Origin of the sequence: Sphingomonas sp. CFBP 13728, from assembly GCF_014841895.1 — a bacterium.
In the GTDB taxonomy this organism is placed as follows: domain Bacteria; phylum Pseudomonadota; class Alphaproteobacteria; order Sphingomonadales; family Sphingomonadaceae; genus Sphingomonas.
Genome location: NZ_JACYUS010000001.1, coordinates 1,610,397 through 1,623,200 on the forward strand (window position 1 = coordinate 1,610,397; position 12,804 = coordinate 1,623,200).

Here is a 12,804-nt window from a genome sequence, read left to right on the forward strand (position 1 = left end):
GCTTGTCCCGTCAGAAGGTTTTGCCGCTGATCATCGCGAGATGATCGGCGATGGGACCGAGCGCGAGGCTCGGCAGGAAGGTCAGGCCACCGACGATCAGGATGATCCCGACCAGCAGGCCGACCCACAGTGCGCCCGTCGTCGGGAACGAGCCTGAACTCTCCGGCGTGTACTTCTTGGCCGCGAGACCACCGGCGATGGCGAGCATCGGCACGATGATGAAGAAGCGCCCGAGCCACATCGCGACGCCCAGCAGACCGTTGTAATACGGCGTGTTGGCGGTGAGCCCGGCGAACGCCGATCCGTTATTCCCGACCGCGCTGGTGAAGGCGTAGAGGATTTCGCTGAACCCGTGCGGCCCCTTGTTGAGCGGCCCCGCGAGCCCGTCGGGCAGCACGGCGCTGAGCGCGGTGCAGCCGAGGATGACGAGCGGCAGGATGGCGATCGCCAGCACCGCCAGTTTCACTTCGCGGCTCTCGATCTTCTTGCCGACATATTCGGGCGTGCGGCCGACCATCAGGCCCGCGACGAACACGGCCAGGATGGCGAACAGCAGGAAGCCGTAGATGCCTGCGCCGACACCGCCGATGACGACCTCGCCGAGCTGTATGTTCAGCAGCGGGATCATGCCGCCGAGCGCGGTGAAGCTGTCGTGCATCGCGTTGACCGCACCGCAGGATGCTGCCGTCGTGACGACCGAGAACAGGGCGGACGCGGCGATCCCGAAGCGAACCTCCTTGCCTTCCATGTTGCCGCCCACAACACCGATATTGTGAAGGATCGGGTTGCCCGCGGCCTCTTGCCAATAGGTGATCGTGACGCCGGCGAGGAACAGCACGAGCATCGCCGAGAGGATCGCCCAGCCCTGCCTTGTGTTGCCCACGGCCTTGCCGAACGTCCAGGTCAGGCCGAAGCCGATGACGAAGATCGACAGCATCTGCACGAGGTTGACCAGCGCGGTTGGGTTCTCGAACGGATGCGCCGAGTTCGCGTTGAAGAAGCCGCCACCATTGGTGCCGAGCATCTTGATCGCTTCCTGGCTCGCCACCGGACCCAGCACCAGCGTCTGCTTGAGCCCTTCGAGCGTGGTGATGTCGACCGTGCCGGCCATCGTCTGCGGCACGCCGCTGGCGATGTAGAAGATCGTCACGACGACGCAGATCGGCAGCAGCACGTACAATGTGACGCGCGTCATATCGGCCCAGAAATTGCCGATCGTCGTGCTGGAGCGCCGCGCGAACCCACGGAACAGCGCGAACGCCAGCGCGATGCCGGTGGCCGCCGACAGGAAGTTGTGGATCGTCAGGCCGAACATCTGGCTGAAGTTCGACATGGTCGATTCGCCACCATAGCTCTGCCAGTTGGTGTTCGTCGTGAAGCTGATCGCGGTGTTGAACGCGAGATGGGGGCTAAGCCCTGCGAGACCCTGCGGATTGCCGGGCAGCACGCCCTGCAGACGCAACACTGCATAGGTCAGCGCCATCAGCACGACGTTGAACATCAGCATGTGGACGGCGTAACGACGCCAGCCCTGCTCCTGTTTCGGATCGATGCCGCTGAGCTTGTAGAAGCCGGTCTCGACGGGGCCGAGGATTGCGTGGATCGGCGTGCGGCGGCCTTCGTACAAGGCGAACAGCCACAGGCCGACGGGTTTGGTCAACGCCAGCAATATGCCGACGAAGCCCAGGATGAGGATCCATCCTTCGAGTGTCATAAGGGCGCGCTCCTAAAAGCGTTCGGGACGGATGAGCACCGCCACGAGGTAAAACAGCAACCCGAGCGCGACGATCGCGGCGAGCCAGAGGTCGAGGGTCATGATGGTGTCCTCATTGGCTCAGGCGTTGTCGCACAGGCGGACATAGGCGAGCGTCGCCGCCACCAGTCCGACCATGAACGCTATCCAGAGTAGATCCTGCATCGGTCGATCCTTCAGAAGGCGGCGGTGAGCGAGGCGACGATCGTGCCGTCGGCGATCGATCCGGTTCCGTCCTGGCCGCGGCTGAAGCTAGGCTGGAGATACGCAGCACTGCGACGCGTGATGTCGGTGTCGACATAGCTCACGTTCAGCGTCAGATTTTTATACGTAGTGTCCGCACCGAGCGACCAATCCCAGTATTCACCCGTCGGCGCCGCGCTGGTCGCGTTCGGGCCGAGGCCGTCATTGCCCCAGCTATGGCCGATATGCGCCTTGGCGGTGATCGGCGTGCCGGCGATCGCAAACGCGCCGTCGCCGGTGAGGTAGAGGTTGTCCTCCTTGTCGCCCGCGTCGGTGTAGACGCCCGCGGCGGCATCGGCGCCGGTGCGATACCATTTGCCGAGCGCCTGCTGCTTCGGCGCATAGAAGGCGCTCGCGGTCAGCGTCGCCGGGCCGGTCGTGCCGCTGAGCTTTACATAGGGCTCGGCGTAATCGGTCTTCGAGGCGCCGCCCGGATACATGTACCAGGTCAGGCCGACGTCGATCGTCGCGTTGTCCGCGAGCTTGTGCTTGTAGCCGCCGATCAGGTCGAGCTCCATGTTCGAGCCGCCGAACGTACCCCAGCCCGACAGGTTCGATCCCCATGCGCCGACGTAGATGCCGCTCTCGTGCGCGATCGTCAGCCCGCCCTGGATCGCGCCATCCTTGTCCGACTGCGACACGCCGCGCAGGCGGTAGTCGGTCGCGAGCGTCACCGAACCGCTGACGGTGACGGGTGACGGCGGCGCGGTGTCCTGCGCGAACGCAGGCGTGGCGATACCGGCGAGAAGTCCGGCGGCGGCGGTGAAACGAAGAATGTGCATTGCGGTCCCCATGCGCGCGCCGCCGAAAGGATGGCGGTTCGCGAGGACTGGCAATTAGGCTCCGGCGACGTAGCAATTCGAGATCGATTGCCGGTCCGGAGCATATGTTTCGCGTAGTATTGTCGAATTATTGTGCGGTGCGGCGGAGCAGCATCCAGCCTGCGAGACCCGACAGGATCGAGCCGGCGAACACGCCGACCTTCACCGCGTCCATCGCGTGCGGCGCGCCGGCGAAGGCGAGCCCGCCGATGAACAAGCTCATCGTGAAGCCGATCCCGCACAACACGGCCATGCCGTACACCTGCGTCCAGCTCGCGTTCCTGGGCGCCTCGGCCAGCCGGAACGTCACGAGCCCACGGATCGTCGCGAAGATGCCGATCTGCTTGCCGAGAAATAGTCCCAGCATGATCCCGACCGGCAGCGGCGACACGACGTCCGTCGCCACCATCCCGCCGAACGCGATGCCCGCATTGGCGAACCCGAACGCCGGCACGATCAGGAAACTCGACCAGGGCTGGAGCGCGTGTTCGAGACGTTTCAGCGGCGGCTGGCCGTCCCCGGTCCGCAACGGGATCGTCATCGCAACCGCCACGCCGGCGAGTGTCGCATGGATGCCCGACAGCAAGACACCGTACCAGATGCCGACGCCGATCAGCAGGTACGGCACCAGCGACCGCACGCCCGACAGGTTCAGGGCGACGAGTACGCCGAGCCCTAAGCCCGCCGCAAGCAGCGGCAGCAGCGCGATATGACCGGTGTAGAACAGCGCGATGACGAGGATCGCGAGCAGGTCGTCGATCACCGCGATCGCCGTCAGCAACACCTTCAACGAGGTCGGCACGCGCGACCCGAGCAGGGCCAGGATACCGAGCGCGAACGCGATGTCGGTCGCCGCCGGGATAGCCCAGCCGCGCAGATTGGCGGGCGTTGACATGTTGACGAGCACATAGAGGGCCGCCGGCACCGCCATGCCCGCGAGCGCCGCCGCACCGGGGAGAATGCGCTCGCCCCAGGTCGACAGATGCCCCGAGACGAACTCGCTCTTCACTTCCAGCCCGATCAGCAGGAAGAACAGCGCCATCAAACCGTCGTCGATCCAGTGATGGACGCTCATCCCGCCGACTACGTGGTGCAGAGTGGAGAAGTACGTTGACGCGAGCGGTGAATTTGCAACGATCAGCGCCGCTATCGCCGCCGCGAGCAGCACGATGGCGCCCGCTGCATCACCCGAGAAAAAGCGCCGGATCGCGGTCAAAGACCTTCGCCGCCGACCCATTGCGCGTTGGACAGGCGGCGCGCGAGGTCCCAGCTCTGCACACGAATATCGGGCACCGCGACCACCTCCCACAGCCCGCCGCGAGTCATCGGCCCGATGCAATGGATCCGGTCGTCGGGGGTCCCGTCGGCGCGGATTGCGCGTGACTGCGCATCGACGTCGACGCCAAGCCGCAATGGATCGGGTTGGATCGCACCGGCCGCGAGCAAATGCTTCACCAGCGGCTCTTCCGAGCGCAGCAGATCGCCCTGCGGTCCGGTGCAATTGACGATCCGCGCGGCCCGCGTAACGACCGGATCGGTTTCGCCGCGTGGTCGCCACGTCAGCTTTGCCTGCGGCCCATCGGCCTCGGCAAAGACGATCTTTCCCGCTGCGAAGCTCAGCCGCCCGGTCGCGACGAGCGCCTCGACCCGGTCCGCAACGGCCGGTGCGAGGCGGTGGCGATGGACGTCCCAATAGGGCCGCAGATGACGAAGGAAGCGCCCGCGCACCTCCTGCGACGCCGCTGCCCACAGCATCTGCGTGACCGGACGAAGCTCGTCGACTGCGCAACGCCAGCCCTCCGTCGCAGCCCTTGCACGAACATGGCGGACGAGGTCAGTCAGCCCGCCCTGCGGTTTGTCCGAGACACCGCGGTGCGCCGGCGCGCCATCGACATGCCGCCGCGGCGACAATCCGCGTCGCGACATCGCCAGGATGTTTCCGGCGAACCCCTGCGCATCGAGCAGCAACGCCGCGTCGATCGCGGTCAGCCCGGTTCCGACCAGCACGACGGTATCGTCCGCGTCCAGCCCCTCGGCAAGGTTGGCCGCCCACGGGTCCGCGTAATAGACCCCGGTCGGCAGCACGTCCGGCTTCAGCCCCGGCGGGGTATGCGGTGGCAGGTTGCCGAGCGCGAGCACCGCGGTGTCGGCCGCGATCTTGCGCCCATCCGCCATCGTCAGCGTCACCCCGTCGTCTTCGACCGGATCGATCGCGGAGACCTCGCCCTCGACATGCACCAGCCGGCCGTCCGATTCCGCGATCGCCGCGTCGAGCAGTTCGCGAAGATACGCGCCATAGGTGGTGCGCGGGACGAAGGTCTTGCGGTCGCCCTTGCCATGCGCCTCGAGCCAGCGGACGAAGTGATCGGGATCGTCGGGCAGCGCACTCATGTTGCCGGCACGGACGTTCAACAGGTGATCCGGATGCGCGGCACTATACGCGACACCGCGCGCAAGCTGCCGGTCTCGCCTCTCGATCAAGGTCACGCGCGGCCCCTCGTGCCGCATCAGATTGACCGCGAACAACGCGCCGGAGAACCCGCCTCCGACGACCACGACATGATCCTCAGGTCCCGCAATCCGCGGCATCGTCGCTCGGTCGTCCATCTGCTAGCTCACCTCGTAAGACGGGGCCGCCATGCCCCATCGACGCCGCCTAGCCTACCCCGCTCGGTCGGACCGGGTTCGGATCACACCGATCGTTCTCGTGCAGCCTGCCAATCCGACACACTTTGCAATCGATTGTTGCATTCCGCCGCCGCGTAGGTAAGTTCAGACATACCCCGCGCAGACGGGCGTTTCCGCCAATGAGGATGGCCGTCATGCGTTCCCCCGAATCCAAGCCGCATCTTTCGCTGGCCCGCATCCTCGAGATGAACCTGGGGTTCCTCGGGTTGCAGTTCAGCTTCGGACTGCAACAGGGCAACATGGCGCCGATCTACAGCTATCTTGGCGCGTCCGAAGCTTCGCTGCCGTTGCTGCAGTTGGCGGGCCCGATGACCGGCCTCCTGATCCAGCCGCTGATCGGCGCACTCAGCGACCGAACGGATTCTCGCTGGGGCCGGCGGACGCCCTATTTCCTGTTCGGCGCGGTGCTGTGCGCTTTCGGGTTGTTCTTCATGCCGCTCAGCCATTCGATCCTGATGGCGGTATCGATGCTGTGGATCCTCGATGCCGGCAACAACATCACCATGGAGCCGTACCGCGCCTATGTCTCGGACCGGTTGAACGAGGACCAGCACGAGATCGGCTTCCTGACGCAGAGCGCTTTCACCGGCCTTGCGCAGATGCTGGCATTCCTGACGCCGTCGCTGCTCGTCTGGGCAGGCATGAACCAGGATTGGGTCGACGCGCACAACATTCCGTACACTGCGCGCATCGCGTTCATGATCGGTGCGGTGCTGTCGTTCTCGACGATCCTCTGGTCGATCCGGCGCGTACCCGAACTGCCGTTGTCGCTCGCCGAACGCACGCGGATCGCGGCCAAGCCGAAGGGGCTGGCCGCGACCTTGAAAGAAATCGGGTCCGCGATCCGCGACATGCCGCCGGCGATGCGCAGGCTGGCGGTGATGAGCCTGTTCCAATGGTATGCGATGGCCGCCTACTGGGCCTATGTGATCTATTCGATCGGCCGATCGGTGTATGGCACCGAGGTCGCGACGTCGTCCGGATTCCATTCGGCGGTGCTGACCAACGGCGTGATGGCGGCGTTCTACAACGGCGTCGCGTTCGTCGCGGCATTCGCGATGGTCCCGCTGGCGAAGCGACTGGGCGCGGCGAGCCTGCACGCGCTGTGCCTCGTGCTCGCCGGGATCGGCATGATGTGGCTGCCGCATATCACCGACAAGGCGCTGCTGTTCGTGCCCGCGATCGGCATCGGCATCGGCTGGGCGAGCATCATGGGCAACCCCTACGTCATCCTCGCGGGCGCGATCCCGGCCGAGCGGACCGGCGTCTATATGGGGATCTTCAACATGATGATCGTCATCCCGATGCTGGTCTTCGCAGCGACCATGCCGTTTTGCTACGAGCCGCTGCTGAACGGCGATCCGCGCAACGTGCTGACGCTGTGCGGCATCCTGATGCTCTGCGCCGCAATCGCCGTCTGGACGGTCCGCGAGCGTAATGGCGAAGGCCTGCCGGTCGGCGCGACGCGCCTTTGACGCACGCTCAACGACAGCCCGACCCGCTTCCCGCCGAAGCGCTCGAAATCGCTTCGCGACCTCTCCTCATCGACTCCAGGATTCCCATGCCCGCCACCACCATCACCCCCTGGTCCGTCGACATGCTGGACCGCATTGCTGCGCAGTCGAACGCCGCGCTGCCGGTCATAACGGCTGCCGACATCGTAGCGATCGTACCCGGTCACGACCTGTGGGACATGTGGCCGATCGCGTACCGCGACGGCCGCACCGCGATCGTCGACGATCGTAGCTGGTGGTTCTTCCTGGCCACACCGCAGTTCGACGATCCCGAGGACCGCCACGACGCCGCGCGCATCCGCCTGACCAGCTTGGGCGCCGATGGCTGGCGCGATCATGGCGATGTGTTTGCCGACGGGTTCACGCCGGGCAGTCGCGAATGGTCCGGCTCCGCGGTACTCGACGACGATGGCGAGACGCTGATGATGTATCTGACGGCCGCCGGGCGTCGCGGTGAACCTCGCAGCTTCGAACAACGCCTGTTTGAGACACGCGGGCGGTTCGTCGACGGCCGGATCGTCGACTGGAGCGCGCCGATCGAATCGATCGCGGCGGACGGCGCTCTCTATCGGCAGGCGGACCAACGCGAGGCGGTCGACGGCAGGATCAAGGGTTTCCGCGACCCCGGCTATTTCCAGGACCCAGCCGATGGCACCGAGTATCTGCTGTTCGCGGGGTCCGCTGGTTGGGTCGATGCGGTGGACGACGGTGTGATCGGAGTCGCCGCGCGCGCCATCGGCAGCGCGAACTGGAGCCTGCGGTCGCCACTCGTCCACGCGATCGGCGTCAACAGCGAACTCGAACGGCCGCATATCGTGCTGCACAAGAATCTCTATTATCTGTTCTGGTCGACCCAGGCGAAGCGGTTCGCCGCAGGGGTCGATGCACCAACCGGATTATACGGTATGGTCGCCGACGCGATTTCGGGACCTTGGCGACCGTTGAACGGTTCCGGCTTGGTCGCAGCCAATCCTTCCACCGAGCCTTTCCAGGCCTATTGCTGGTGGGTCACGGGGGAACTCGAGGTAATCAGCTTCGTCGACTACGCCGATCTGGGCGGGGCCGACGCTACGGTCAGCGCTTCGCTTCGCCGCACGAAGTTCGGCGGCACGGTGGCACCGTCGTTCCGCCTGGCGCTGAACGGCGACACCGCGGCGATCGTCTCCGCTCCGTAAGATTCACCCGCGAGAGCCCAACCGCGCTCATTTATACGACCACGTCGTTCTGGCATTCCGACCGCGAAACGAGCATGTTCGCGCGTGACCATTGCACGCGCTCGCGTCTCCCCGTTGACGGAAACCCCGACCCTATGCCGACTTTCCTTTCCGCCGCGCGCCTCCTGCTGGCCGGTACGTGCCTGACGTCTGCGATTGCGATGCAGGCGAACGCCGACCCGTTAGCGACGCTCGACCGCAACGGCAGCTTGGTCGCCATCGAGCCCTACGCGCCCAACATCGTCCGCGTAACTATCTCGCTCGACCGCACGCTCGCCGACGCGCCGCCGGGCGAAGGCCCCAACGCCAAACCCGACGCGAGTGGCTGGACGCACCGCACCGACGCCAGCGGTGACGTGTTCGCCTCCGGTGCGGTATCGCTGACCGTCAACGCACAGCCATGGCCGAAGGCGCCTAGCCAGATGGAGCGTTACTTCGCGCCGTCGCTCCCGCCGGTGTCGATCGCGGTGCGCAAGCCCGACGGTCGCGTGATCGCCGAGATGACCGGCTGGGAGATGTCACCGCAGACCGTCAACGGCGAGAAGACGTTCCGCGTCGGCGCAAGCTTCGCGGTGCAGCCGAACGAGCATTATTACGGGCTCGGCCAGAACCAGGAAGGTGTCCTGGATCTCAAGGGCCGCACGATCGATTGCCGCCACAATTACGACGCGCCGGCGGGCGAAACGGTGTGCGTGCCGTTCATGGTGACCAACAAGGGCTACGGCATCGTCTGGGACAATGCGGCGGCGACCACCGTCTCGCCCGGCCTGTCGAATTCGACGCACTGGCAGTCGAACGTCGGCGAGCGCGTGTCGTTCTTTGTCATCACCGGCGACTCCACCGACGAACTTTACGCCGGCTATGCCAAGCTGACCGGCGCGACGCCGCTACCGCCAAAGGCCGCTTTCGGGCTGATCCAGTCGAAGGCGCGCTACGAGACTCAGGCCGAACTGCTCGGTGTCGCCAACGGCTATCGCAAGCGCGGCCTGCCGCTCGACGTGATGGTGCTCGACTGGTTCTACTGGTCGCGGATGGGGCAGCTCGACATCGATCGGACCTATTTCCCCGATCCCATGGGCATGAACGACACGCTCAAGAGCATGGGCATGCATTCGATCATCAGCGTGTGGCCGCGGTTCGAGAAGGAATCGCGCTATTTCAATTTCCTCGGCACCAAGGGATGGCTGTTGAAGGACAAGGACGGCGGTGTCGTGGACGGCCTGCCGATCCGCTCTGATCGTGCCGGTGCGCTGCTCGATTCGACCAACCCGGATGCGCGAGGCTGGTTCTGGGATCGGATCCGCGACAATATCGCGAGCCAGGGCTTCGACTGGTTCTGGCTCGACGAGACCGAGCCGGACCTCGTGCCGGACGGCAATTTCTTCTCGATCGGGTCGGGCGATCGCTATCACAACCTCTATCCGCTCGTGCACACCCGCAGCGTCGCGGAAGGCTCCGCGCGCGACCGGCCCGACTTCCGCAACCTGATCCTCGCGCGTGCGGCGTATCTGGGCACGCAGCGTAACGGCGCGCTGTTCTGGTCGTCGGATGTGCAGGCAACATGGGAAACCTTGCACCGCCAGGTTCCTGCGGGGCTCGGCTTTACCGCGACCGGCATGGCCTATTGGAGCAGCGATACGGGCGGATGGCAGTACCCGAACGGGCCGAAGGCTGAGCATGCGCCGTTGCTCGATCCGGCGGGTGCGACCGCGATGTCGCCGAGCTACACCGACTATCCCGAACTGTTCACGCGCTGGTTTGCGTATAACAGCTTCACGCCGACCCTGCGCATTCACGGCCAGCGTCCGGCGACGGCGATCTGGGAATATGGTGCGGCAGCCGAACCGGTGCTCGCCGGCTTCCTGAAGCTGCGATATTCGCTGATCCCGTACATCTATTCGCTCGGCTATCAGACCTACAAGACGGGTGCGCCGTTCATGCGCGCGCTGTTCATGGACTTCCCGAACGACCCCGCCGTCGCGACGATCGGCGACGAGTATATGTTCGGCCCGGCCTTCCTGGTCGCACCGGTTACGGAACAGGGCGCCACTGCCCGCAAGGTCTACCTCCCGGCCGGGTCCGAATGGTATGATTATTGGACCGATCAGCGATATGCCGGCGGTCAGACGATCGTCGCCGCGGCTCCGATTGACCGCATCCCGCTGTTCGTCCGCGCGGGATCGATTGTGCCGATGGGCGTGCAGGTGCCAAGCACGGCGACGAAGCAGGCGCTCGAGACGATCAAGGTCTATCCGGGCCGCGACGCGAGCTTCACGCTGTACGACGACGACGGCGTGACCAATGGCTACAAGAAGGGTGGCGGATCGAGCGCAGTCCTCCGCTGGAACGACGCGTCCGGGACGCTGACGGCGTCGGGCGCATTGCCCACGCGGCAGGACATCAAGACGTTGGTGAAGATCGTGGCGCCACGTCAGCCAACCCCGGCCGTACGGTAGCGCACGGCAAGGATGGCGCGGGATTCAAGCGCCATCCTCATGGCTTGCACGGACGATTGCCGCACGCTATCGCCGACTACGCACTCTCGCTTCGACAGCGGAGACGCAAAGCCACGGCAACGCCGGCTTCGCGGGTATAGTACAATGGTAGTACAGCAGCCTTCCAAGCTGAATACACGGGTTCGATTCCCGTTACCCGCTCCACCCTATTCTTCGATCAGGCGCCCGAGAAGACTCGTCATGCGACGTCTACCCAACGCGGTGAGTTGGACGTGCGATCGGCGGCCGTCGCGTTCGTCTCGCGTGCGTTCGACCAAGTCGGCATCTTGGAGCATCGTCAGATAGCGTAGCGCGGTGGCCGACGGCGCGCGCGCACCGATGCAGACCGCGGATACGCTGAGCTGGCGCCGCTCGTGATCGGAAATGAACAGATCCAGCAGGATGTCCCAGGCCGGCTCCGAGAACAGCGCCTCGCCGAGCAACGTGCCGCGCACCTTGCGAAGCTCGTACAGCCGTTTGGCCATATCGACCAACACCAGCGGCGATACGCCGAGCGAAGCTGTACGCTGAGCGGCAATGGGCGCCATGGCAATTGCGTAAGTCATATACGTCTTCCGAATATGCTTCAGCGGAAGGTCGGGTCCTGGCGACTCCAGTCGAGATCCGAGCCATGGGCCCGGATCCTGCGCGAGTGCCTGACTGTCCCGATCACGAGAAGCAGGACGATGGGGTAGCTCCAGGCCGCGGAAAGGACCGCGTAGACGAGCCGGATCACGTCAGGACTGATCGCCCGGGCCAGATGAGCCCCCGTCCCCAACGCGTGGAGCGCGGTGGCCCAGGCCGGCCAGAACCGATCGGCCTTGAGCGTGATCGCGATCAGCACCGCCAGCAGGATCAAGTCGACGATCATCACGCCGCTCTCCACGCCTGCGAACAGGACGGGGATGGTCCGCTGGACGAAACCGGTCGACAGTGCCGCGACCAGCAAGGCCAACCCCGTCAGTCGCTCCGGTGCTCCGCCCCGCAGGAGCGCATAGCCGGATGCGGCCACCTGTATCGCGTAGAACAGCCAGACCCGATCCAACTCTTACCTCCAAAGCAGGACCGAAACCGGCCGTTCAGGCCACTGCCGCAAGGCGAACCGGAGTCTCCGCTCGCAACGCGCCTTCGTTGGGCGGACATTCCGCGGTGTCGCCGTATCCGTAGAACTGCCCGAGCCCGATCTCGGCACGGACGTCGACCAGCGCGCGATGCGCCTCGACGAAGCGCTGGCGGGCATTGATGATGTCGAGCGACGCCTGCGATATCATCTGCAACGCGGCAACGCCGGTGCCGACCGGCAGGTTGGCGGCGACACGCTGTTGCAACAGCGTCGATACGCACGAGGCCGCGAGCATTGCCGCGTGATCGACGGCAGCCTCGGCCTTGAGGAAATCCAGGGTGACCTTGTCGGTCGCGTCTCGTCGTTGTTTCAGCATCATCGTTCTCCCCGTTGGCGCCGTCGTTGCGGAGCCGTGTACGGGAGCGCTGCGGTCTCGGTTCGATCGCAACAGGCTGGTCAGCGTCATCGCCATGTTCACGAGCGCCATCGACGTGACGGCGATCAGGCCCATGAGTGCGATCAGTCTGACTATCCTGTCGCCAACCGAAAACCGATTGCGCGCCACTCCCGTCGATCCACCTACTTCGGAGATTCCGAAGAAGCGGCGAACAAGCCCCCACGGCTCGGTCTGACCGGTCCTTGGGGCGTGGGACGGGGGGATGGGAACGTCGATTGGTTCGGATGGTAGCCGTTCGTACGTCGGCAAAGGCTGTTCGGACGGCGGGGCGGCGCGGGTCAGGACGATGTCGTCGCCTTCGCCACGCTCGTGCTCATGCTCCTGCAGCCGCCGCGCTGCCTCGAACCGCGTGCCGACGCCAAGGATCTGGATGGCGCGCTCGATTCGCTTGTCGATCGCGGACGGCGACACCCCGAAGATCGCCGCGATCTCCTTCGAATTGTGATGCGTCAGCACGAGCCGCAGGCACGCGCGCTGGGCTTCGGTCAACTGATCGATACGTCCTGCGGTCATGCCGGGAGGGTAGCGCGAACGCGAAGCGGTTGCACTGTCTATC

The 12,804-nt window shown here is 65.3% G+C and carries 11 protein-coding genes and 1 tRNA gene; 4 read left to right on the top strand and 8 right to left on the bottom strand.

Translation table 11 applies throughout. The features are described from left to right. Positions 1-10: 10 nt before the first annotated feature. From kdpA to IFT67_RS07220, 5 genes are all read right to left on the bottom strand, one after another. A complete protein-coding gene (gene kdpA / locus IFT67_RS07200; RefSeq protein ID WP_192145849.1) occupies positions 11-1,714 on the bottom strand; it encodes a potassium-transporting ATPase subunit KdpA in 1,704 nt (567 codons plus the stop codon). Positions 1,715-1,726: 12 nt separating this feature from the next. Beyond that, positions 1,727-1,816, bottom strand: coding sequence for a K(+)-transporting ATPase subunit F (gene kdpF, locus IFT67_RS07205; protein ID WP_055875324.1), 90 nt, complete (start codon positions 1,814-1,816; stop codon positions 1,727-1,729). A 113-nt stretch (positions 1,817-1,929) separates the two neighbouring features. Further along, positions 1,930-2,778, bottom strand: coding sequence for a TorF family putative porin (locus IFT67_RS07210; protein WP_192145851.1), 849 nt, complete (start codon positions 2,776-2,778; stop codon positions 1,930-1,932). Between the two features lie 127 nt (positions 2,779-2,905). Next, positions 2,906-4,033 carry a Na+/H+ antiporter NhaA gene (nhaA, locus tag IFT67_RS07215; protein ID WP_342450577.1) on the bottom strand — a complete coding sequence of 376 codons (1,128 nt, stop codon included), beginning with the start codon at positions 4,031-4,033 and terminating at the stop codon, positions 2,906-2,908. Next, entirely contained in the window at positions 4,030-5,424 is a 1,395-nt protein-coding gene (locus tag IFT67_RS07220; RefSeq protein WP_192145855.1) for an FAD/NAD(P)-binding protein, read from the bottom strand. Before IFT67_RS07220 ends, nhaA begins: the two co-directional genes overlap by 4 nt. Positions 5,425-5,639: 215 nt before the next feature. On the opposite strand from IFT67_RS07220, the gene IFT67_RS07225 reads away from it, so the two are divergent. From IFT67_RS07225 to IFT67_RS07240, 4 genes are all read left to right on the top strand, one after another. Next, on the top strand, positions 5,640-6,980 hold the full coding sequence (locus IFT67_RS07225; protein ID WP_192145857.1) for an MFS transporter: 1,341 nt from the start codon (positions 5,640-5,642) through the stop codon (positions 6,978-6,980). 86 nt (positions 6,981-7,066) lie between these two features. Next, entirely contained in the window at positions 7,067-8,194 is a 1,128-nt protein-coding gene (locus tag IFT67_RS07230; RefSeq protein WP_192145859.1) for a glycoside hydrolase family 68 protein, read from the top strand. Between the two features lie 200 nt (positions 8,195-8,394). Further along, positions 8,395-10,689 carry a glycoside hydrolase family 31 protein gene (locus IFT67_RS07235; RefSeq protein ID WP_244647292.1) on the top strand — a complete coding sequence of 765 codons (2,295 nt, stop codon included), beginning with the start codon at positions 8,395-8,397 and terminating at the stop codon, positions 10,687-10,689. 130 nt (positions 10,690-10,819) lie between these two features. Next, positions 10,820-10,893: transfer RNA gene (locus tag IFT67_RS07240), tRNA-Gly, on the top strand. Positions 10,894-10,895: 2 nt separating this feature from the next. On the opposite strand, the gene IFT67_RS07245 is transcribed toward IFT67_RS07240, so the two are convergent. From IFT67_RS07245 to IFT67_RS07255, 3 genes are read right to left on the bottom strand one after another with little or no spacing between them, the layout of a single operon-like run. Then, positions 10,896-11,294, bottom strand: a complete 399-nt coding sequence (locus IFT67_RS07245; RefSeq protein ID WP_192145863.1) for a winged helix DNA-binding protein — start codon at positions 11,292-11,294, stop codon at positions 10,896-10,898. Positions 11,295-11,314: 20 nt separating this feature from the next. Next, complete coding sequence (locus IFT67_RS07250) at positions 11,315-11,773, bottom strand: hypothetical protein (RefSeq protein WP_192145865.1); 459 nt, start codon at positions 11,771-11,773, stop codon at positions 11,315-11,317. A 34-nt stretch (positions 11,774-11,807) separates the two neighbouring features. Next, entirely contained in the window at positions 11,808-12,761 is a 954-nt protein-coding gene (locus IFT67_RS07255; protein ID WP_192145867.1) for a sigma factor-like helix-turn-helix DNA-binding protein, read from the bottom strand. Positions 12,762-12,804 lie beyond the last annotated feature (43 nt).

Excerpts from the sequence above, each read along its gene's own strand:
- kdpA (WP_192145849.1), bottom strand. The coding sequence starts at position 1,714 with ATGACACTCGAAGGATGGATCCTCATCCTGGGCTTCGTCGGCATATTG.
- kdpF (WP_055875324.1), bottom strand. The coding sequence starts at position 1,816 with ATGACCCTCGACCTCTGGCTCGCCGCGATCGTCGCGCTCGGGTTGCTG.
- IFT67_RS07210 (WP_192145851.1), bottom strand. The coding sequence starts at position 2,778 with ATGCACATTCTTCGTTTCACCGCCGCCGCCGGACTTCTCGCCGGTATC.
- IFT67_RS07220 (WP_192145855.1), bottom strand. The coding sequence starts at position 5,424 with ATGGACGACCGAGCGACGATGCCGCGGATTGCGGGACCTGAGGATCAT.
- IFT67_RS07225 (WP_192145857.1), top strand. The coding sequence starts at position 5,640 with ATGCGTTCCCCCGAATCCAAGCCGCATCTTTCGCTGGCCCGCATCCTC.
- IFT67_RS07230 (WP_192145859.1), top strand. The coding sequence starts at position 7,067 with ATGCCCGCCACCACCATCACCCCCTGGTCCGTCGACATGCTGGACCGC.
- IFT67_RS07235 (WP_244647292.1), top strand. The coding sequence starts at position 8,395 with ATGCAGGCGAACGCCGACCCGTTAGCGACGCTCGACCGCAACGGCAGC.
- IFT67_RS07245 (WP_192145863.1), bottom strand. The coding sequence starts at position 11,294 with ATGACTTACGCAATTGCCATGGCGCCCATTGCCGCTCAGCGTACAGCT.
- IFT67_RS07255 (WP_192145867.1), bottom strand. The coding sequence starts at position 12,761 with ATGACCGCAGGACGTATCGATCAGTTGACCGAAGCCCAGCGCGCGTGC.